Here is a 20,596-nt window from a genome sequence, read left to right as displayed (position 1 = left end):
CGGCCCCGGGGGACCGGGGGACCGGCCGATCACCTCGCCGCGTAGTCGATGCGCTCCGCGTCGAAGGGCCAGACCTCGACGAGCCAGCGCAGGACGGTCTCGTACACCGTCTTGTCGAGCGCGGCCCGGTCGGCGCGCACCCAGGAACTGACGCGCACGCGCGCCGGATCCTCGCGCGCCGGGTAGATGTAGAGACAGCCGATGACCTCGCCCTCCCCGTCGCGCTCCCCCTCCAGGACGCTGTACGTGAACCCCCGCCGCTCGGCGAAGTCCCCCGCGTGGCGCACCAGGTCGGCGAGGTTCTCCTCTGGACTCATGCCTCCCTCCGGAGGCCAGTCACCCAGGAAGGTGGGCGTCGCGCGCACGTGCGCGACGCTGCCGCTCCAGGCGGCGAGGTCGCCCTCGTTGTGCTCGGGCCCGAGGGGCTCCAGCCGGAAGCCCTCCCCGACGAGCCGGACGGGCACCTCGAACATCTCCGCCGGCGGTACGAAGCCCTGCTGATCGCTGCTCATGCGCGGACCCTATGCGGAGCCTTCCCCGATGCCCACGGAATATCGGGCCGCCGCTGCCAGCCGGAGCAGTTCGTCGACGGACCACTGGTCGTAGACGTGCTCCCCGTACTTGGCGGCCAGCACCGTCCCGTCGGGCCCGATCAGCAGGTCGGCGGGCAGGCCGAGCCGTCCGTTCGGCTGTCGCGGGGCGGGGAGCCGCTCCCGGCCGCGCACCACCTCGACGGCCGACCGGACTACCGCCCACAGCACCGGGCCCCAGGCGCGCGGGTCCAGCAGGGAGCGCGGGGAGGACTCGACGCCGAACTCCCGGTACAGCCGCTGCCGCGGATCGGCGACCACGGCGAAGGGGAAGTCGGCGGTGTGCGGGCGCAGTTCCTCCGCGGCGGAGTGGAAGAGCACGATCTCCCGGATGCCGGCGGCCTCGATCTCCGCGTGCCGCCGGACGACGGAGCGCAGGTGGAGGTGGCAGACGGGGCAGCCGGCGAAACGCCGGAACTGCAGATGGACCAGCCGCTCGGGATCGGGCACGGGGACGGCCTCTCCCGTGAGGGGCGTGAGCAGGCGTACGGGTACCACGGAACCGGGTTCGAACATGGGAAACCCTCCCTCGACAGGCGTAGGCGTATGCCGTACGCCTACCCCTCCAGCGTAGGCGTATGCCGTACGCTGTCAACCGTCATGCCGCGCCCCCGCTCCCACACCCCGGACCAACTGGCCGCCGCCGCCCTCTCCGTCATCGACCGCGACGGGCTCTCCGGCCTCTCCATGCGCGCCGTCGCCACCGAGCTCGGCACCAGCCCCATGGCCCTGTACCGCTACGTCCCGGGCCGCGAGGAACTCGAAGCGCTCGTCGTGGAACTCGTCCTCAGCGGCGTCGACAGCACCCCGCCGCCCCCGGGCCCCTGGCCCGGCCGGATCACCGTCCTGGCCCGCCGCCTGCGCGACGCCATGAGCGCCCACCCGGACACCCTGGCGCTCTCCCTGACGCACCGGCACCGCTCGCCGAGCGGGCTGCGCTGGTCGGAAACCGTGCTCGGCGTCCTCACCGAGGCCGGCGTCGAGGCCGAGGACCGGGTGATCGCGCTGCGCGCGCTCATCGCGTACGTGCTCGGCGCCACGCAGCTGGAACGCCTCGGGCCGCTGGCCGGCCCCGGGACCACCGCCATCGCCGGTCTCCCCGCGGAGGAGTTCCCGTACATGACGGCCACCGCGCGCGACGCCCGCTCGGTCAGCCAGGAGCGGGAATTCGAGGGCGGCCTGAACCTGCTGCTGCGCGGCCTGGCATGATCCGCCGGTGACCCACGCAGCCGCCGCAGCCCCCGCCCGGTACGTCCTGTTCGACGTGGACGGCACCCTCGTCGACGCCGTCGCCAACCAGCGCCGGGTCTGGGCCACCTGGGCCGCCCGCCACGGGCTGGACCCGGACGCCGTCCACGCCGTGGCCCTGCGGACCCGCCCGATGGAGACCTTCGCGGCCGTCGCCCCGGAGCTGGACCCGCACGCGTGCCTGGCCGCGCTGCACGAGCTGGAGGACGAGGACGTCCGCTCCGGCACCTACGCCGCCTTCGACGGCGCGGCCGAGCTGCTGACCGCCCTGCCCCCGGGGAGCTGGGGCCTGGTCACCTCGAACTACGCACACCGGGTGCGCGGCCGCTTCGACCGCACCGGCCTGCCCGTGCCGCCGGTGCTCGTGGACGCCGCCGCCGTCGCGGAGGGCAAGCCCTCACCGGTCCCGTACCTGCGGGGCGCGGCCCTGCTGGGCGCCGACCCCGCCCACTGCCTGGTCGTGGAGGACGCCCCCTCGGGCGTCCGGTCGGGGCTCGCGGCCGGCATGACGGTCTGGACGGTCAACACCCCCGAAGCCCACCCCGAGGCCCACCGCCACTTCCCCACCCTCCGCGGGGCCGCCGCCGAGATCCTCGCCTTCGCCACCTCCACGCCCGCCCCCTGAGCACGCCCGTACCGGCCGGGGCGGCGCCCGTGACGGCCGTCGCGCGACCAGAACCGCCCGGCCCGCGGAGCGATACGGCAGACTGGAGGTTTGGCCGCCCGCGTCCGGGCGGTCCTCCCACGCCGAAAGGGACGTGCGTGAACGGGCCCCTCATCGTCCAGAGCGACAAGACCCTCCTCCTGGAGATCGACCACGAGCTCTCCGCGGCCGCGCGGCGCGCCATCGCGCCCTTCGCCGAGCTGGAGCGCGCCCCCGAGCACATCCACACGTACCGGATCACGCCGCTGGGGCTGTGGAACGCGCGGGCCGCCGGGCACGACGCCGAGCAGGTCGTGGACGCCCTCGTGGAGTTCTCCCGCTACCCCGTCCCGCACGCGCTGCTCGTCGACGTCGCCGAGACCATGGCCCGCTACGGCCGGCTCACCCTCTCCAAGCACCCCGTCCACGGACTGGTCCTGACCAGCACCGACCGGCCGGTGCTGGAGGAGATCCTGCGGTCGAAGCGGGTCGCCCCGCTGGTCGGCGCGCGCCTCGACGCCGACACCGTCGCCGTGCACCCCTCCGAGCGCGGGCAGATCAAGCAGACCCTGCTCAAGCTGGGCTGGCCCGCCGAGGACCTCGCCGGGTACGTGGACGGCGAAGCGCACCCGATCGAACTCGACGAGACCGGCTGGGCGCTGCGCCCCTACCAGCAGCAGGCAGTCGAGGGCTTCTGGCACGGCGGCTCCGGCGTGGTCGTGCTGCCCTGCGGCGCCGGAAAGACCCTGGTCGGCGCGGGCGCGATGGCGAAGGCCAAGGCGACCACGCTGATCCTGGTCACGAACACCGTCTCCGCCCGCCAGTGGAAGCACGAGCTGATCAAGCGGACCTCGCTGACCGAGGAGGAGATCGGCGAGTACTCCGGCACGCGCAAGGAGATCCGGCCCGTCACGATCGCCACGTACCAGGTCCTGACGACGAAGCGGAAGGGCATCTACCCGCACCTGGAGCTCTTCGACTCCCGGGACTGGGGCCTGATCCTCTACGACGAGGTGCACCTGCTGCCGGCTCCGGTGTTCAAGTTCACCGCAGACCTCCAGGCGCGCCGCCGCCTCGGCCTGACCGCGACGCTGGTGCGCGAGGACGGCCGCGAGTCGGACGTGTTCTCGCTGATCGGGCCCAAGCGGTTCGACGCCCCGTGGAAGGAGATCGAGGCGCAGGGCTACATCGCCCCGGCCGACTGCGTCGAGGTCCGCGTGAACCTCACCGAGTCGGAGCGCCTCGCCTACGCGACCGCCGAGACGGAGGAGAAGTACCGCTTCTGCGCGACCACCGCCACCAAGCGGAAGGTCACCGAGGCGCTGGTGCGCAAGCACGCGGGTGAGCAGACGCTGGTCATCGGGCAGTACATCGACCAGCTCGACGAGCTCGGCGAGCACCTCGACGCGCCCGTCATCAAGGGCGAGACCTCCAACGCGCAGCGCGAGAAGCTCTTCAACGCCTTCCGCGAGGGCGAGATCAGCGTGCTGGTCGTCTCGAAGGTCGCGAACTTCTCCATCGACCTGCCCGAGGCCACGGTCGCCATCCAGGTGTCCGGTACCTTCGGCTCCCGCCAGGAGGAGGCCCAGCGCCTGGGCCGCGTCCTGCGCCCGAAGGCGGACGGCCACGAGGCGCGCTTCTACTCGGTCGTCGCGCGCGACACCATCGACCAGGACTTCGCCGCGCACCGCCAGCGCTTCCTGGCCGAACAGGGCTACGCCTACCGGATCATGGACGCCGACGAGCTGCTGGCCGGGGACTGACGGACCCGCCGGCGCAGCGCGGCGGCGAGCAGGGCCGTGAGCAGCGGGACCGTCCACACCCACAGGTGGGGCCAGTCCAGCAGGAGCGAGCGGCCGCCCGCGGGCGGGTGCCGGGACCAGAACTCGGCGGAGGCACCAGGGAGGACCAGCAGCCCGAGCAGGCCGGTGCCGGCGAAGGCGCCCAGCGCGGTCAGTCCGGCCCTGACCTGGCCGGTCAGCAGGAGGTACGGGATCAGCAGCGCCGGGGTCAGGGTGATCCCGGCGGCCGCGCCCAGCGCGAAGCCCCTGCCGAGGGCGCCGCGCGGCCGGTGCAGGTCCCACAGGACGGGGCAGGCCAGGGCCAGGGCGATCTGGCCGGACAGCGGGGTCTGGAACAGCGGCTCCAGCCACAGCCCGGCGACGGTGGCGGCCAGCACGGCGCCCGGCCGGGCCCGCAGTCCCGCCAGCCGGCACGACAGCAGGATCAGCAGGGCGAACAGCCCGGCGCTGCCCCACACCAGGACGGCCTTCAGTACGCCCGTCGGCAGCCAGGCGGCCGGGGCGAAGAGGATGGCCGCGAAGGGCGGATACGCGGCGGGCGGGCTCCACTCGGCGGCGGAGAGCCCGGGGGCGAGGGCTTCGGCCACCGGGATGCGCAGGGCGACGCAGAGCACGCCGAGCACGAGCAGCAGGCCCGCGAGCAGCACATCGGCGCGGGGCGACGGAGAGCGGCCGGGCTCGGGACTCAGGGTCACGGCGCGACCCTAGTGGATCAACGCCCCGGCCCCCGAGCGGAGGCGCCGGGCCTCAGCGGCGTATGACGCCCGCGTCCTCGGCGTACTCACCGAGGACGACGACGCTCACGGCGGTCGCCGCGAACACCTTGGCGGCGCGCAGGACGCTGCCGGCGCTGTGCCGGGGGCGGCGGGAGTCGGAAGTGGCGGTGGCGCCGCGAGGGCGGCGACCCTGGACCGGGGTGTAGGTTGCGGTGCTCATGTATCCATGGTCGGTTTTTGCCCGGCTTGTCACATCGCCCTGAGGGCTGAACCTCCAGGTCCCCGGCATCCTCCTCCCGGCCCATGCCGCCCCCTACGGGCTCTGTCCGAAGGAGGACACGACCCGAACACCCCCCGTACGGGGCCACCCCGCCAAAGGACTTTCGGCCCCCGCTGAATCCATTAATTCCATTCGCGCAGCGGCTCCGCGATGACTAGAATCCCCGCTCTTGCCGCCTCCCGCCCGCGTCACCGGGAGCGCCGCCCGCCGCTCGGAAACCGGCGGGCCCGTCCGCCCGCATCACGCAGGTCCTCAGCAGATGGAGGCAGTTCCGTGCCCGCGCACGCCCACGTCACCGACCCCGACGCCGCATCAGCACCCGGCGAGGCCGCCACCGATCCCCTGGGCCGCGAGCGGGCCCACCTCGCCGCCTCCCGGTCCGCGCTCCGCGCGATGCGCGAGGACGTCGAGAACCTCGACATCCGCGACGTCACCGCGAACTGGGTCAACGCGGTCGTCCTCCAAGCCCAGATCGACGACCGGATCAAGGCACTCGCCGACCTCTCCCACACCCCCCTCTTCTTCGGCCGCCTCAACTACCTGCACGCGCCCGGCGCGGAGCTCTCCGAGGGCGCGGAGGGCGAGCAGTTCTACATCGGCCGCCGCCACGTCCACGACGCCGGCGGCGATCCGATGGTGATCGACTGGCGCGCGCCGGTCTCGCAGCCCTTCTACCGGGCCTCCAAGAACGACCCGCAGGACATCGGGCTGCGCCGCCGCTTCGGTTACACGGGCGGCGAGCTGACCGCGTACGAGGACGAGCACCTCTCCGACCCCGCCGAGGCGGCGGCCGTCAGCAAGCTGCTCCAGCAGGAGATCGAGCGCCCGCGCGTGGGCCCCATGCGCGACATCGTGGCGACCATCCAGCCCGAGCAGGACGAGATCGTCCGCTCCGGCCTGTCGGGCTCCGTCTGCGTGCAGGGCGGCCCCGGCACCGGCAAGACGGCCGTCGGCCTGCACCGTGTCGCGTACCTGCTCTACGCGCACCGCGACCGCCTCGCCCGTACGGGCACCCTGGTCATCGGGCCGAACCGTTCCTTCCTGCACTACATCGAGCAGGTCCTGCCCGCCCTCGGCGAGCTGGAGGTCAAGCAGGCCACGGTCGACGATCTGGTCGCCCGGGCGGACCTGGAGGTACGCGGCGCGGACACCGCCGAAACCGCCGTGATCAAGGGCGACGCCCGCATGGCGGAGGTGCTGCGCCGCGCGGTCGACTCGCACGTGACGGAGCCGGTCGAACCGCTGATGGTGGTCCGCGGATCGCGCCGCTGGCGGGTACCCGCCTACGAGATCGCCGAGATGGTCGTCGAACTCCAGAACCGCGACATCCGCTACGGAGCCGCCCGCGACGCCCTCCCGCAGCGGATCGCGCACGCGGTCCTCGTCCGCATGGAGCAGGCCGGCGAGGCGCCGGACGACCGGGTCCAGGACTCGGTGGCGCGCAATCCCGCCGTGAAGGCCGTGGTCAAGGCGGTGTGGCCGCTGGTGGAGCCCGCGAAGCTGGTCCTGCGGCTGCTCTCCGACGCGGAGTTCCTCGCGGCGCACGCGGAGGGCGTCCTCTCGGCGCGGGAGCAGGAACTCCTCCTCTGGGCGAAGCCGGCGCGCAGCGTGAAGTCGGTGAAGTGGTCGGCGGCGGACCTGGTCCTCATCGACGAGACGACGGACCTGGTGGAGCGCACGCACTCGCTCGGCCACGTCGTCATCGACGAGGCGCAGGACCTGTCCCCGATGCAGTACCGGGCGGTGGGCCGGCGCTGCACGACCGGCTCCGCGACGGTCCTCGGGGACCTCGCCCAGGGCACGACCCCGTGGGCGACGCGCAGCTGGGACGAGGCGCTGGCGCATCTGGGCAAGCCGGGCGCGGTGCTGGAGGAACTGACCGCGGGCTTCCGCGTACCGCGCGAGGTGATCGCCTACGCCTCGCGGCTGCTGCCGGCGATCTCGCCGGGCCTCTCCCCGGTCTCCTCCGTCCGAGAGACCCCGGGCTCGCTGATCGTCTCTTCGGTCGACTCCCCCTCCGCCCTTCCGGCGGCGGTGATCGAGGCCTGCCGGGCCTCCCTCGTGCACGAGGGGTCGATCGGGCTGATCGCGGCGGACGCGTGGATCCCCGAGCTCGGGGAGGCGCTGGCGGAGGCGGGCCTCCCGTACCTGGCACCGGGTGAGGAGACGACCGCGGAGTCCCGCCTGACGCTGGTGCCGGCTTCGCTGGCCAAGGGTCTGGAGTACGACTACGTCGTGCTGCACGAGCCGGCGGAGGTGGTCTCCGGCGAACCGGACGAGCGGACCGGCCTGCGCCGCCTGTACGTCTGCCTGACCCGAGCCGTCTCGGGCCTCACCGTCCTGCACGCCGCCCCGCTGCCGGGGGCCCTGGCGTAGCCCTGCGGGGCTGTCCCCTACCCGCCCCTTCCACCGTTCCCCGGGCTCTGCCCGGACCCGGTCCTCAAACGCCGGACGGGCTGGATGTGCCGCTGCGCGGCACAATCCAGCCTCGCCGGCGTTTGAGGCGCGGGGTCTGGGGCGGAGCCCCAGGGGGTCCGGGGCACAGCCCCGGGGAACGGTGGAAGGGCGGGTAGGGGACTTGGCCCCGCAGGGCAGGCCCCCGCTCCCGTCCGGTCAGGACAGGGCGGCGCGCCACTCCGCGACCGCCGCCGCCGACACCGGCCGGTCCCACCCGGAAGGGCGAGCCGCGCTGCCGATGTGGAAGGCGTCGATGCCCGCTTCGCGCAGCACCGGCAGGTGGGAGAGGCCCAGGCCGCCGCCGACCAGGATCCGCGGCTCGTACCCGGGGGTGCCGGACTTCGCCGCCTCCGCCAGCAGCACCGGCAGGCCCTCGTCGACCCCGCCCGCCGCGCCCGCGGTCAGGTAGGTGTCGAGCCCGGCCAGGTCCGCGACCGACTTGCGGAGCTGGTCACGGTCGGCCGCCCGGTCGATCGCGCGGTGGAACGTCCACCCGCAGCCGCCGAGCTCCGCCACGACCGCCTCCACGGCGGTGAGGTCGGGGCTGCCGTCGGGGTTCAGGAAGCCCAGCACGAACTCCTCCGCCCCCTCCGCGCGCAGCGCCCGCGCCTCCTCGACCAGGCGTTCCACGTCCTGCGGGGAGCCCGCCGAGAAGCCGTCCGCCTTCCGGAGCATCACGCGCAGCCGGATGCCGACCGCCGCCCGGATCGCCGCGAAGGTCTCGCGCGGCGGGGTGAGCCCGTCGGCGGCCATGTCGGTGACCAGTTCGAGTCGGTCCGCCCCACCGGCCTGGGCCGCGACCGCGTCCTCCACGTCGAGGGCGATCACCTCCAGGAGCGCACGGTTGCTCATGTAATCCCATCCTTCGTCCCACATTGGAAAATAGGTCTAGTCCAATATCCAGGGTACGGGCCTCCGCCCACCCTCCACCAGCACAATCACGTCACCACCACAATGTGCGCATGACATCCGCCATGACTTCCGACACGCGACGCGAGCAGGACCTCCGCGCCCGCTGGCACGCCACCACCGCCGCGGCCGGAGCCGCCCCCGACCGCGACCCCGCCCCCTACGCCGACCGCCTCCTCGCCGCCTGGGCGGAGCCGCAGCGCAGGTACCACACCACCGCGCACCTGGCCGACGTACTCGCACGCGTCGACGTACTGGCAGCGGAGGGCACGGGAACGGGAACGGACCTCCCCGCCGTAGAGCTGGCCGCCTGGTTCCACGACGCCGTCTACCGCCCCGACCGCTCCGAGAACGAGGAGCGCAGCGCCGCCCTCGCCGAGCGCGCCCTGCCCGAGCTCGGCATCGACGGCGACCGCACCGCCGAGGTGGCCCGCCTCGTCCGGCTGACGATCACCCACGACCCCGCACCCGGCGACGCCGACGGCGAGCTCCTCTGCGACGCCGACCTCGGCGTCCTCGCGGGCGCGCCCGAGGAGTACGCCGCCTACGCGGCCGCCGTGCGCGCCGAGTACGGATTCGTCCCCGACGAGGCCTTCCGCGACGGCCGGGCCGCCGTCCTGCGCCAGCTCCTGGCCCTGCCCCGCCTCTTCCGCACCGCCTACGGGGCCGCGCACTGGGAGGCCCCGGCCCGCACGAACCTGGCCGCCGAGCTGGTGCGGCTGAGCGAGGGCGGCGGCGAGGGCGGCGGCGGGAGCAGCAGCGGGAGCGATCGGCCCCCGGGAATGTGATCCCGTTCGTCGTGGTTGAGGTAGTTCATGCCCGCAGCAGCCGAACGCACCCGTATGCCCGTAGCCGTCTACATCCTCGGCCTCTCCGTCTTCGCACTCGGCACCAGCGAGTTCATGCTCTCCGGGCTGCTGCCACCCATCGCCGAGGACATGGGCGTCACCATCCCCCAGGCGGGCCTGCTCATATCCGCCTTCGCGATCGGCATGGTCGTCGGTGCGCCGCTGCTCGCCGTCGCCACGCTGCGGCTGCCCCGGCGCACCACGCTGCTCTCGCTGATCACCCTCTTCGGCCTCGGGCAGGTCGCGGGCGCGCTGGCCCCCTCGTACGAGCTGCTCTTCGCCTCCCGCATCGTCTCGGCGCTCGCCTGCGCCGGCTTCTGGGCGGTCGGCGCCGCCGTGGCCATCGCGATGGTCGAGCGGCACCAGCGGGCCCGCGCGATGGCCGTCATGATCGGCGGGCTCTCCATCGCCAACGTCCTCGGCGTACCGGCCGGCGCGTTCCTCGGTGAGCACCTGGGCTGGCGCTCCGCGTTCTGGGCGGTCGGCGCGGCCTCGGCCATCGCACTGGTCGGCATCCTCGCGCTGATCCCGAAGATCCCGCTGCCCGCCGAGAAGCCGACGCTGGCGCGCGAGCTGCGCATCTACCGCGACCGGCAGGTGTGGCTGTCGATCGGTGTCACCGCGCTCGCCGCGGGCGGCGTCTTCTGCGCCTTCAGCTACCTCTCCCCGCTGCTCACGGACGTGGCCGGGCTGGATTCGAAGTGGGTCCCGTGGATCCTCGGCCTCTTCGGGATCGGCGCGCTGGTGGGCACCACGCTGGGCGGGCGGATCGCCGACGCGCACCTGTTCGGGGTGATGCTGTGGGGCATCACCGCCTCCACCGTCTTCCTGGCGGCGCTGGCCCTGCTGGCCTCCACGGCGGCGGCCGCGATCGCCCTCTCGTTCCTGCTCGGCTTCTCGGCGTTCTTCACCGCCCCGGCGCTCAACGCCCGCATGTTCAACGTCGCGGGCGCCGCCCCGACCCTGGCCGGCGCGACCACCACGGCCGCGTTCAACCTCGGCAACACCGGCGGCCCCTGGCTCGGCGGCACCGTCATCGACGCCGGCTACGGCTACTCCGCCACCGCCTGGGCGGGCGGAGCGATGACGATCACCGCGATCGCCCTGGGCCTGGTGGCGCTGCGCCTGGACCGCCGTACGGGGCCGCGCGCCACCCGCGTGGTGGCCGCGTCCTCGGAATCCGCACCGTTCACCGCCGACACCCGGCAGCCGGCAGCCCGCTGAGACTGCCGGATTCCGGCATGCCGGGCGGCCCCGTACGGGGCCTAGCGTGTGCCCGTCCGGCGGGGGGCCGGACGCGGAAGGGGTGAGACGGGGTCATGGGGGACGACGGCGGTCCGGGACTGTTCCTGCTGGGGTGGGGGCTCCTGGCGAGCGGCATGGGACTGGTCCTGGCGACCGACTTCCGGGGCGCGGCCGGGCGGTTCCTGGACTTCCACGAACGGGCCGGCCGCCGGACCCCGTCTCCTCTCGGCCCGCCCCGGAAGGTGCGGATCAAGAGGATGCGGTGGATCGGCGCCGCCTTCACCGTGGCCGGGCCGCCGGTCTTCGTCTTCAACGCCGTGAGTGTGGCGGAACACGGCATCGGTGCGGGGGCCACCGCTCCGCTGGACGCACCCGCGCCGGTGGTGGGGGTCGGGTGCCTGGCCGCCGCCTTCATCACGTGGACCCTGTGGTGCCCCACGGGACAGTCCCGGCGGCTGTGGACCACAGGCGGCCGACTGTGCCGGACCGCACTCGTACTGCACACCGCCGCGGTCCCCGCCTTCGTGGCGTCCTTCGCCTTCGGCAACCTCGTGGCCCTGCAGAGCACTGTGCTGATCGGCGCCTTCGCGCAGATCGCCATGGTGGCCTCCGCCCCGGACACCACCGAGGCCCCGGACACCACCGGCCCCGGGCACCGCTAAGGCGCCGGCCGCCCCTTGGGCCGCCGCAGGCCCGCCGCCGTGATCCGGCGGACCAGTTCCTTGCTGCCGATCTCCACCGCGCCCGCGCGCACCGCGTCCGCGTAGCGCTGCTCCGGGACGTCGTAGTGGTCGCGTTCGAAGGCCTTCGGCGGGCAGCCGATCGACGCCGCGAAGGCGTGCAGTTCCTCGAACGAGGTGTCGCTGACCAGGTGCGACCACAGGCGGCCGTGTCCCGGCCAGTCGGGCGGGTCGATGTACACCGTCACCGGCGGCTCATTCGCCGAAGCCGAAACCGGAGCCGCCGCCGGAGCCGCCGAGGACCGGTCCCAGGCCGCCGACCGGCGCCACCCGCACGCCGGCCTCCGAGCACACCCACATCGGGTCCGGGCCGAGCTCGGGCTCCACGTCCAGCGCGTGCGGCTCGCCGTGGCCGCAGACCGGGCACAGCGGCCAGCGCCCGTACTTCTCCAGCAGCGCGTCCTTCACGTCCTGGGCGACGAGCCCGGCGAGATAGTCGACGCCCTCCGGCCACTGCTCCACCCACCACCGGCGGTGCGTGACCGCGTCCTCGACGAGGGAGACGACATAGGCCTCGGCGACATCGCCCGCGACGAGATCGGCGAGTACCAGGGCGCGTGCGGCGTGCAGCGCCTGCTCAAGGGGGGTTGGGGGGGTCGCGTGGTCCATGGACACATTGTGGACCCGGACCCGCCCCGTGGCGAAGGTCCCCCTGGCGAAGGTCCCCTCCCGCCGGTGACTTATGGCGTCTTGACGTTCCCGCCCCTCTGAAAATAAGTTTCAAGGGTGAGCGAGAACCTGAAAGAAACCTTCAGAGGCGGCGCGGACCCCACCGCCCCCGCCCCCGTCCCGGCCCCCGCCGCCCTGCGGGCCCGCGTCCGCAGCCTCGGCCCCTCGATGACCCGCTCCATGCAGGCCGTCGCCGAGGCCGTCGCCGGGGACCCCGCCGGATGCGCCGCGCTCACCGTCAGCGACCTCGCCGCCCGCACCGACACCAGCGAGGCCACCGTCGTCCGCACCGCCCGCCTCCTCGGCTACGCCGGCTACCGCGACCTGCGCCTCGCGCTCGCCGCCCTCGCCGCCCAGCAGGAGTCCGGCGCGGCCCCCGCCGTCACCGTGGACATAGCCGTCGACGACTCCCTCGCCGACGTGGTCGCCAAGCTGGCCCAGGAGGAGGCGCAGACCCTCGCCGACACCGCCGCCGGCATCGACCTCGCCGCCCTCGGCTCGGCCGTCGCCGCCCTCGCGGGCGCCCGCCGCATCGAGATCTACGGCGTCGGCGCCTCCGGCCTCGTCGCCCAGGACCTCGCGCAGAAGCTGTCGCGCATCGGCCTGATCGCCCACGCTCACAACGACCCGCACCTGGCCGTCACCACCGCCGTACTGCTGCGCCCCGGCGACGTGGCCGTCGCCATCACGCACTCCGGCGGCACCGGCGACGTCATCGAGCCCCTGCGGACCGCCTTCGAGCACGGAGCCACCACGCTCGCGCTGACGGCCCGCGCCAACTCCCCCGTCGTCCACTACGCCGACCTCGTGCTGGCGACCTCCGCCGCCCGCGAGACCCAGCTGCGCCCGGCGGCCATGTCGAGCCGGACCAGCCAGCTCCTCGTCGTGGACTGCCTGTTCGTGGGCGTCGCCCAGCAGACCTACGAGACGGCGGCGCCCGCGCTCGCAGCCTCGTACGAGGCGCTCGCGCCCCGCCACCACACCCCCGTACCCACCTCCAAGCGCGCCGGCACCACCCGCTAGCCGCACAAGCCCGCAGCACCAGCGACACCACCAGCCAGTAGCTCAGGAGCCGAAGCCCATGACCGCGTACGCCGAACTCCGCGCCCAGCTCGCCACCTTGACCACCGAGGCCTTCCGCCCCGAACTGGCCGAGATCGACCGGCTGCCCACCCTGGAGATCGCCCGCCTGATGAACGCCGAGGACGCCACCGTCCCGGCCGCCGTCGCCGGCGAGCTGGAGACGATCGCCGCCGCCATCGACGGGATCGCCGAGCGGATGGCCCGCGGCGGGCGCCTGATCTACGCGGGCGCCGGCACCGCCGGGCGGATGGGCGTACTGGACGCCAGCGAGTGCCCGCCCACCTTCAACACCGACCCCTCCGAGGTCATCGGCCTGATCGCGGGCGGCCCCTCCGCCATGGTCAAGGCCGTCGAGGGCGCCGAGGACTCCAGGGAACTGGCCGCCGAGGACCTGACCGAGCTGGCCCTCACCGCCGAGGACACCGTCATCGGGATCTCCGCCTCCGGCCGCACCCCGTACGCGATCGGCGCCGTCGAGTTCGCCCGGGAGCGCGGCGCGCTCACCGTCGGTCTGTCCTGCAACGCCGGCTCCGCGCTCGCCGCCGCCGCCGACCACGGCATCGAGGTGGTCGTCGGACCCGAACTCCTCACCGGGTCCACCCGCTTGAAGGCCGGTACCGCGCAGAAGCTCGTACTGAACCTCATCTCGACCCTCACGATGATCCGGCTCGGCAAGACCTACGGAAACCTGATGGTCGACATGCGCTCCTCCAACGAGAAGCTGCGCGCCCGCGCCCGGCGCATCGTCTCGCTGGCCACGGGCGCCCCGGACGCCGAGATCGAGGCCGCGCTCACCGCGTCCGACGGCGAGGTCAAGCAGGCCATCCTCGTCATCCTCGGCGGAGTGGACGGCCCCACGGCCGCCGAACTCCTCACCGCCTCCCAGGGCCACCTCCGGGCCGCCCTCACCCAGACCCCGCCCCAGGCCCCGGCCCGGACCCCCCGCTGACCCACCCCTGCCACTCCCCGCTGACCCCCAGCAGCAAGGCGAACACCACGATGTCCACTGACAAGAACCGCGCCACAGCCGCCGCGATCCTTCCCCTGGTCGGCGGTCCGGACAACATCCTCTCCATCGCGCACTGCATGACCCGCCTGCGGATCACCCTGCGCGACCGCACCCTGGTCCAGGACGAGGCCCTCAAGGCCCTGCCCGCCGTGATGGGCGTCGTCGAGGACGACACGTACCAGATCGTGCTGGGCCCGGGCACCGTCGCCCGCGTCACGCCCGAGTTCGAGGCCCTGGTCGCGGAAGGCCGCTCGGCGGCGGCGGCGACGGCGCCCGCCGCCCCCGCACCCGCCGGCACCGGCGCCGGTCACAGCGCCGGTCACAGCGCCGACGAACTCGCCGCCCAGGGCGCGGCCATCAAGAACGCCCAGAAGGCGAAGAACTCCACGCCCTTCAAGCTGTTCCTGCGCCGCATCGCGAACATCTTCGTCCCGCTGATCCCGGCCCTCATCGGCTGCGGCATCATCGCCGGACTCAATGGGTTCCTCACCAACATGGGCTGGGTGCCGGCCGTAGTCCCCGCCCTCGCCGCGATGGCGAGCGGGTTCATGTCCCTGATCGCGGTCTTCGTCGGCTACAACACGGCCAAGGAGTTCGGCGGCACCGCCATCCTCGGCGGCGCGGTCGCCGCGATCATCGTCTTCCCCGGCGTCGCGAAGATCGACGCCTTCGGCCAGCAGCTCTCCCCGGGCCAGGGCGGCGTACTCGGCGCACTGGCGGCCGCGCTGCTCGCCGTCCAGGTGGAGAAGTGGTGCCGCAAGTGGGTCCCCGAGGCGCTCGACGTCCTGGTCACCCCCACCCTCACGGTGCTGATCTCCGGCCTCGTCACCATCTTCGGCCTGATGTTCGTCGCCGGTGAGGTCTCCTCCGCCATCGGCTCCTTCGCCACCTGGCTGCTCGCCACCGGCGGCGCCTTCGCGGGCCTGGTCCTCGGCGGCCTGTTCCTCCCGCTGGTCATGCTGGGCCTGCACCAGGCCCTGATCCCCATCCACACCACGCTGATCGAACAGACCGGCTACACGGTCCTGCTCCCCATCCTCGCCATGGCGGGCGCGGGCCAGGTCGGCGCGGCCATCGCCGTCTACTACAAGCTCCCCCGCAACCGCTCGATCCGCGCCACCATCAAGTCCGCCCTCCCGGCCGGCTTCCTGGGCGTGGGCGAACCCCTCATCTACGGCGTCTCCCTCCCCCTGGGCCGCCCCTTCATCACCGCCTGCGTCGGCGGCGCCGCGGGCGGAGCCTTCGTGGGCCTCTTCAACCAGCTGGGCACCGCCTTCGGCTCCACCGCCATCGGCCCCTCGGGCTGGGCGCTGTTCCCGCTGCTGGACGGCAAGTCGGGCATGGGGATGACCATCGCGATCTACGCGGGCGGCCTGGCCGTCGGCTACCTCGTGGGCTTCGCCGCCACCTACTTCTTCGGCTTCACCCGGCTTCTCTGCACTTCACTCAATCGGGAGGAGGGCGACGAGGAACTGACGGCGGAGAGCACCGCTGCCACCCCGAGTACCGCCTCGCCTGTCACCGAGGAAGTAGCTGTACCTGTCCGCTGATGCCAGGCGGAGGCCGCCGGGCCGTCGTCCATGACGACGACCTGGCGGCGAAACCTGTCAGAACGGCAAAACCAGGTCGTGCTGCTCCTCCGGTTCCGCCCGGTTAGCCGTGTCCGCCGAATCGGACCACTCGCCGGGGATCGCCCGCAGTACCTCCAGGAGGTCACCCTCTGTCCTGCCGACGACTACCAGATCCTGTCCTGAGTTTCCGGGCTCCAGACACAGCAACTTGCCCGCTGCGGAGAACCACCGGATCGGAGGTTCCGTAGGAGAGTGCCAGGCCGGGTACACCGGCAGCCCGACCGGCTGGAATTGATCTTCAACGCCGGAAAGGACCTCTGGTGTAGCCACGCAGTCTCGTCCGGTCGGGTCGTAGCGCCTGCCCATCACCGTTTCGCTGAGGATCGTCTCCGCAAAGGCGAGAGACAAGCTTGGCATGAACGGCTCCCACGCCAGGTCGGGCAAGTAGTCCGAGAAGAAGACCACCGGTGGGTCATCGGCCGACAGCTGATCAAGGGGAACGCCCCATCCCGCGCAACCCTGATTCTCGCTTCGGAACACCAGCAGCTGTCCGGACGGATCGAGGAGCAGTTCGTCCGGAGGGAGCAAGGGGTTGTGCTGCGCAACGAGATCGCGGCGGCGGCCGAAGAGCGCGTAGGCCTCGTGGAGAGCCACGGGAAACCGGTACCCCAGTCGCTCCTCTGCACGGCGCACTTCCGCCGGCACAAATCCGTCCCCCGGCGAGAGAGGCGTCGCCCAAGACGCCGCGAATTGCGCGGCGAAGTCCCATACTCGGGCCCGCCCACCCGACGCTCCCGCAAGGGCCTGCGCCACATCAAACCTGTCGGCCATCCGGCGACCCTATGCCTCGGCCTCAGGCCGCTCACGACGGGGGCGAGGAAGGCCCAGCTCCACCACTGGACGGTGAGTGAGTCGAGCTGCCTCAGCCTGTTTCGTGCGGAGGAAGGTCAGCGTCAGGTCGATGCCATCGATCTCGCCGAGCCACTGCTCCTCCTCGGCCTTCTTGCGGCGCAGGAGAAGGTCCCTCTCCAGCTCCGCGAGCCTCGGCAGCATCTTGGGGTTCATCTGGAGCATGGGGCAGCGGATGCAGGCGTGCTCGTGCTGGCAGGGCGTCCCGTAGGGCCGCGCGCAGTTGCCCAGCTCCACCTTGCGCTTGTCGAAGTGCTCCTCGAACTCGTTCCATTCCTGTGGGCTGACCTCGCCGTATTCCACCTCGGGCCTCAGAGACCGCCGGTGGTTGAGGAAGGCCTGGTAGTGGCCGACCACATCCTCGGCGAATACTGCGACGTATCCCTGCGTCGTCTGCAGATTCAGGTGACCAAGCAGGGCAGCTCCGATGTGGATCGGCAGACCACCGTTGACAACCTCGGTGGCGAACAGCCGACGGAAGTCATGCGGGGTGAACGTCAGATCCTCAAATGCGGGGTTGGTCTCGGCCAGCTCTTTGCAGCTGCGGCCAAGCATGGCCAGCACCGTTGCGCCAGACATGACACCGATCGCAGTCCCGAGGTGCCGCTGCATGAGGAAAGGCATCCGTTCCGACCATGTCCGTTCGTGCGGGTCGTACCGGGTCACGAGGGGGATGGTCCTGCCGTTGCGCGTATGACGGCGAAGGATCTGCGCGACAGCGTGGAACAACTCGGCCGACATCGGAATCACTCGCTCGCGCTCGCTCTTCGACGGCGCGACCACCAACAGGGCGATGACCTCGCCGTTAGGCCGTTGGTACTGGCGGATGCTCAGGTGCGTGAGCTCGCAGAGTTCCTCCACCCGGATTCCGCTGTGCCGCAGCACCTCGACTGCCGCCCACTCCCAGAAGGCGGAGTCCTCGACAACGGTCACGTTGATCCGCTCACCCGATTCCTCTTCCGTGATCCTCACCGCCGGCTCTGCCTCCGCCGCAGCCATGCGCCGGTCATAGTCGGAGTTCCGGCGCCGGTAACGGCGCCCTTGGTGGATGAACTCCTCACCGAGCGCGATCGGGCGAGCGGCATCCAGCAGACCGGCGTAGAACTCGTGGCGTGCTTCTACGTGGGCCACCAGCGCGGGCAGGAGCGGCTGCCGGACGCGGACCCGGTCCGCCATTCGCCGATTGATCTCCCGCCTGCGCTTCCCGAACCCCTTCAGATCCTGCGGACGGATGGGGCACGGAACGACCCACTGCGCCCACCGCTCCGGCTCTTCGACAGCCCAGCTGTGGAGGTCGACGTAGAGGCCGCGAACGGCAAGGAGGATGGATTCCGGGTCCAGGCGCTTCCTCAGCTCCCGGCCGCCACCAGTGGTGCACGTCTGGAGCTCGGCTCGCCATTGGTCGTAGAGGTCTTGGCCGAGGACCAGGTCAGGGTGTCCCGGGCTGAGCTCCTCGATTTTGGCCCAGAAGTGCTTGGCCAGGTTCCGAGCAAGGCCGGTGACGGTGACGTAGTCAGTCTCCGCCCGCCTGCGGGTCAGGTAGTCGATCAACAGCTGTCGGACTGAGAGGCTCTTGATCGCGTAGCGGTCCACCAGTTCCTCGATCGTCCGCTGACCGGTGTACACGAACGTCCTGAGCGTCGGTGGCGTCTCAGCCGGAAAGTGCTCCATGGCGTGGAGCAACTGCCAGGCACCGAGCGCAGCGAAGCGATTGTGGTTCTTGTTGGCCCCGTGGGTCAGCCCGAGACGCTTCGACTCCAGCGAGTAGTGCAGCAGAGCCGCAGGCGTCAGATCTTCGAGTGCGATGCCCTGAGTGGTCAGCGCGCAGGTGAGATCGAACTTCGCACGTGCCTTGTGGACGTGTCCCATCGTGGGGTGTCCGTCAACGGCCTCGAAGAACCGGTCCAGGAGTGGGTCGTTCTGGATCTCCCGAAAGGGCTCGGCGTACCGCGTGAACTTGTTGGCGCGGAAGCCTGACACCGACGGCTGGACCACCCGAAGGCAGAAGGCCATCTTGGCGGCCGTGATCAGGTCGAAGCCGTCGTACTGAAACCCCTCACGCGCGAGGATGTTGACCGAGGGCGCGTTCTCGCCGTCGAAGCCGCTCGCCTCCCACCGCTGCTGCCAGGTCTCCCCTGGCAGTGTCTCCAAGTGGGCGAGCAGCATGTTCATTCCACGGCGCCGCTTGTTCGCGTGGGAACGGTCTGAACGCCCCTTGAGTGCTCCTGTGGCGATCTCCCGGACCTCTTCCAACGTCGCCCGGGAGAGATCCCCGAACGGCGCCGGCGGGACCTCTGGCCGCGGTGCCGGTGCGGCCTTCACGGACGCAGTGGAGAACCGGCTCGTTGGCGCCTCTGGCCGTGCACCCTCTCGGTAGGAGGCGACGCGGCGGTTTCGCGCGGTGTAGGTGTCGGGAGTTTGACGGTTAGGCACCGAACACCGCCTTGAAGTCGTCCTCGTCGTAGCCAGGCGCAATACTGCGCACGACCTTGGGCCGGTTGTAGTGCTCCTGCAGGGCATCGAAGAGGTCCTCGACGCGGGCATTGAGGTAGCGGCCCGTGGTCGCCAAGTCCGCATGCCGGAGGATCGCCCGGACCTCGGTCAGGGTCAGGTTCGGGTCGTTCGCCATACGACTGGCTGCCGTGTGGCGAAGATCGTGCAGCGTCCAGTTCGTACCGAGCTTCGCGTTGGCCCGCTGGACGACCCGGCGCATCGCCCAGTAACTCAGGGGCTTGTCGGGGCCGCGCCGCGTCCGCAGCACGGGCTCGTGAGCCGCGGGCAGGCCGATGGAGTCGAGGTAGGCCGCGAGCACGATGAGGGCCTGCGGGCTGGCCGGTACGGGGTCCCGTTCCTTGGTCCCTTTGGAGATCACGTGGAAGACCTGCCGTGACCAGTCGATATCGGCCGGGGTGACCCCCAGAAGCTCTTCGGCTCGGGCACCGCTGGAGACGTAGAGCAGGACAGCGGCCCTGTCCCGATCATGCGTCATCGCTTCGAAGAACTCGTCCCACAGAACGTCGGGAATCGCCCTTGGGTCGCCCTTCGACACTCGCTGCCGTAGCCGTGCCCGCCGGAATGGCTGCGCCGGCTCGGTGGAGTTTCGGTGCGCCAGCGCCCTTCGTTGTGCGAGCGACTCCGGGACGGGGTTGGTCAGCGGGCCACGTCCGTAGTGACGGTGGAAGGCGTAGAAGCTGCTGACCACGGTCAATGCGTGGTTGATCGTGCTCGGCGCATAGCCGGCCTGGAGGTACCGCTTACCCGTGCGGATGTTCACCGACCCTGGCCGTGGCGAGTCAGGACTGCTCCGGCGGCGCTGCGGGTTGGGTGCCGTACGGAGCCACCCCACGAGGGCGGCAGCCTCCGCCTCGGACGCCTTGTCCCACGGCAGATCGAGGAACCACAGCAGCCGGAACCAGCGCAGAAGGTCATGCGCATAGCTGCGGCCGGTCAGCGGGCTGTTGTCGCTGAGCGCCAGGTCCCGGAGGTACGAAAGGGCGGGCTCGACCACCTCACCGGACGCGGTGAGGACGGCGTACGGCGGGTGCTGGGTCTCCAGCTTGGCCACCGACCCGAGGCGAGGCACATCGGCCCGGCCTTCGATCAGGTCGTGGTGCAGGTTCGGTTTCACGCGGGCTCTCCTTGAGCGGGGGACACGTCGCCCTGCCCAACGAGCCGGAGAAGGTGCAGTTAACACACCAGATGCTGGAGGAGTTCAACGCCGCCCCGGACGCGGAGCCGGCCCCCGAGGCCGCACCGGCCGCAGCCGGCGCACCCGTACCGGACGCGGCTCCCGTCCCCGTGGGCCGCTGACCGGCGGCCCCCCACGTACGAAGGCTCCCGGCCGGTGTGGTCCACCGGCCGGGAGCCTTCACTGCTT

21 protein-coding genes are annotated in these 20,596 nt (G+C 71.9%); 11 read left to right on the top strand and 10 right to left on the bottom strand.

Going from position 1 to position 20,596, the window contains the following annotated elements; genetic code table 11:
* Positions 1 to 29: 29 nt before the first annotated feature.
* Positions 30 to 512 carry a GNAT family N-acetyltransferase gene (locus OG730_RS23390; RefSeq protein ID WP_327306064.1) on the bottom strand — a complete coding sequence of 161 codons (483 nt, stop codon included), beginning with the start codon at positions 510 to 512 and terminating at the stop codon, positions 30 to 32.
* Positions 513 to 521: 9 nt separating this feature from the next.
* The gene (locus OG730_RS23385) at positions 522 to 1,106 is read right to left on the bottom strand and encodes a peroxiredoxin-like family protein (RefSeq protein WP_327306063.1); all 585 of its coding nucleotides are present in this window, start codon (positions 1,104 to 1,106) and stop codon (positions 522 to 524) included.
* A gap of 84 nt (positions 1,107 to 1,190) precedes the next feature.
* On the opposite strand from OG730_RS23385, the gene OG730_RS23380 reads away from it, so the two are divergent.
* The 3 genes from OG730_RS23380 (at position 1,191) to OG730_RS23370 (ending at position 4,244) form a co-directional block, all read left to right on the top strand.
* On the top strand, positions 1,191 to 1,799 hold the full coding sequence (locus tag OG730_RS23380; RefSeq protein WP_327306062.1) for a TetR/AcrR family transcriptional regulator: 609 nt from the start codon (positions 1,191 to 1,193) through the stop codon (positions 1,797 to 1,799).
* A 7-nt stretch (positions 1,800 to 1,806) separates the two neighbouring features.
* A complete protein-coding gene (locus OG730_RS23375; protein ID WP_327306061.1) occupies positions 1,807 to 2,463 on the top strand; it encodes an HAD family hydrolase in 657 nt (218 codons plus the stop codon).
* 137 nt (positions 2,464 to 2,600) lie between these two features.
* The gene (locus tag OG730_RS23370) at positions 2,601 to 4,244 is read left to right on the top strand and encodes a DNA repair helicase XPB (protein WP_327253467.1); all 1,644 of its coding nucleotides are present in this window, start codon (positions 2,601 to 2,603) and stop codon (positions 4,242 to 4,244) included.
* Here OG730_RS23370 and OG730_RS23365 read toward each other — a convergent pair.
* Positions 4,202 to 4,978 (bottom strand): glycosyltransferase family 87 protein, encoded by a 777-nt coding sequence (locus tag OG730_RS23365; RefSeq protein WP_327306060.1) that lies wholly within the window; start codon positions 4,976 to 4,978, stop codon positions 4,202 to 4,204. The two genes, OG730_RS23370 and OG730_RS23365, sit on opposite strands and share 43 nt — an antisense overlap.
* A gap of 52 nt (positions 4,979 to 5,030) precedes the next feature.
* Positions 5,031 to 5,219: a hypothetical protein gene (locus tag OG730_RS23360; protein ID WP_327306059.1), complete on the bottom strand. Its 189-nt coding sequence runs from the start codon at positions 5,217 to 5,219 to the stop codon at positions 5,031 to 5,033.
* A 453-nt stretch (positions 5,220 to 5,672) separates the two neighbouring features.
* Between OG730_RS23360 and OG730_RS23355 the strand changes: the two genes are divergently transcribed.
* Positions 5,673 to 7,655 (top strand): HelD family protein, encoded by a 1,983-nt coding sequence (locus OG730_RS23355; RefSeq protein WP_327309380.1) that lies wholly within the window; start codon positions 5,673 to 5,675, stop codon positions 7,653 to 7,655.
* Positions 7,656 to 7,892: 237 nt separating this feature from the next.
* Here the strand turns inward: OG730_RS23355 and OG730_RS23350 are convergent, their stop codons facing one another.
* Entirely contained in the window at positions 7,893 to 8,588 is a 696-nt protein-coding gene (locus tag OG730_RS23350; protein ID WP_327306058.1) for a copper homeostasis protein CutC, read from the bottom strand.
* Positions 8,589 to 8,698: 110 nt separating this feature from the next.
* Between OG730_RS23350 and OG730_RS23345 the strand changes: the two genes are divergently transcribed.
* From OG730_RS23345 to OG730_RS23335, 3 genes are all read left to right on the top strand, one after another.
* Complete coding sequence (locus OG730_RS23345) at positions 8,699 to 9,433, top strand: HD domain-containing protein (RefSeq protein WP_327306057.1); 735 nt, start codon at positions 8,699 to 8,701, stop codon at positions 9,431 to 9,433.
* Positions 9,434 to 9,487: 54 nt separating this feature from the next.
* Complete coding sequence (locus OG730_RS23340; protein ID WP_327309379.1) at positions 9,488 to 10,717, top strand: Cmx/CmrA family chloramphenicol efflux MFS transporter; 1,230 nt, start codon at positions 9,488 to 9,490, stop codon at positions 10,715 to 10,717.
* 95 nt (positions 10,718 to 10,812) lie between these two features.
* A complete protein-coding gene (locus OG730_RS23335; protein ID WP_327306056.1) occupies positions 10,813 to 11,400 on the top strand; it encodes a hypothetical protein in 588 nt (195 codons plus the stop codon).
* On the opposite strand, the gene OG730_RS23330 is transcribed toward OG730_RS23335, so the two are convergent.
* Both OG730_RS23330 and OG730_RS23325 read right to left on the bottom strand, forming a co-directional pair.
* Positions 11,397 to 11,666 carry a DUF4031 domain-containing protein gene (locus OG730_RS23330; protein ID WP_327306055.1) on the bottom strand — a complete coding sequence of 90 codons (270 nt, stop codon included), beginning with the start codon at positions 11,664 to 11,666 and terminating at the stop codon, positions 11,397 to 11,399. The genes OG730_RS23335 and OG730_RS23330 overlap by 4 nt on opposite strands.
* Before the next feature lie 7 nt (positions 11,667 to 11,673).
* On the bottom strand, positions 11,674 to 12,087 hold the full coding sequence (locus tag OG730_RS23325; RefSeq protein ID WP_327306054.1) for a DUF8819 family protein: 414 nt from the start codon (positions 12,085 to 12,087) through the stop codon (positions 11,674 to 11,676).
* Between the two features lie 117 nt (positions 12,088 to 12,204).
* Here OG730_RS23325 and OG730_RS23320 point away from each other — a divergent pair, with 117 nt between their 5' ends.
* Genes OG730_RS23320 through OG730_RS23310 form a run of 3 tightly spaced genes read left to right on the top strand, consistent with a single transcriptional unit; the run spans position 12,205 to position 15,789 of the window.
* Positions 12,205 to 13,170 carry a MurR/RpiR family transcriptional regulator gene (locus OG730_RS23320; protein ID WP_327306053.1) on the top strand — a complete coding sequence of 322 codons (966 nt, stop codon included), beginning with the start codon at positions 12,205 to 12,207 and terminating at the stop codon, positions 13,168 to 13,170.
* 58 nt (positions 13,171 to 13,228) lie between these two features.
* Entirely contained in the window at positions 13,229 to 14,179 is a 951-nt protein-coding gene (gene murQ / locus OG730_RS23315; RefSeq protein ID WP_327306052.1) for an N-acetylmuramic acid 6-phosphate etherase, read from the top strand.
* Between the two features lie 50 nt (positions 14,180 to 14,229).
* The gene (locus OG730_RS23310; RefSeq protein ID WP_327306051.1) at positions 14,230 to 15,789 is read left to right on the top strand and encodes a PTS transporter subunit EIIC; all 1,560 of its coding nucleotides are present in this window, start codon (positions 14,230 to 14,232) and stop codon (positions 15,787 to 15,789) included.
* 57 nt (positions 15,790 to 15,846) lie between these two features.
* Here OG730_RS23310 and OG730_RS23305 read toward each other — a convergent pair whose 3' ends face one another.
* The 3 genes from OG730_RS23305 to OG730_RS23295 form a co-directional block, all read right to left on the bottom strand.
* Complete coding sequence (locus OG730_RS23305) at positions 15,847 to 16,464, bottom strand: SMI1/KNR4 family protein (RefSeq protein ID WP_327306050.1); 618 nt, start codon at positions 16,462 to 16,464, stop codon at positions 15,847 to 15,849.
* A gap of 186 nt (positions 16,465 to 16,650) precedes the next feature.
* Positions 16,651 to 19,041 carry a site-specific integrase gene (locus tag OG730_RS23300; RefSeq protein ID WP_327306049.1) on the bottom strand — a complete coding sequence of 797 codons (2,391 nt, stop codon included), beginning with the start codon at positions 19,039 to 19,041 and terminating at the stop codon, positions 16,651 to 16,653.
* 103 nt (positions 19,042 to 19,144) lie between these two features.
* Entirely contained in the window at positions 19,145 to 20,347 is a 1,203-nt protein-coding gene (locus tag OG730_RS23295; RefSeq protein WP_327306048.1) for a tyrosine-type recombinase/integrase, read from the bottom strand.
* A 53-nt stretch (positions 20,348 to 20,400) separates the two neighbouring features.
* On the opposite strand from OG730_RS23295, the gene OG730_RS23290 reads away from it, so the two are divergent.
* Positions 20,401 to 20,529 (top strand): hypothetical protein, encoded by a 129-nt coding sequence (locus tag OG730_RS23290; protein ID WP_327306047.1) that lies wholly within the window; start codon positions 20,401 to 20,403, stop codon positions 20,527 to 20,529.
* The last annotated feature ends 67 nt before the right edge of the window (positions 20,530 to 20,596 follow it).

The organism is Streptomyces sp. NBC_01298 (genome assembly GCF_035978755.1).
Classification (GTDB): domain Bacteria; phylum Actinomycetota; class Actinomycetes; order Streptomycetales; family Streptomycetaceae; genus Streptomyces.
Note: the sequence above shows the minus strand (reverse complement) of the source record. Positions and strands in the feature narration are given on the sequence as shown.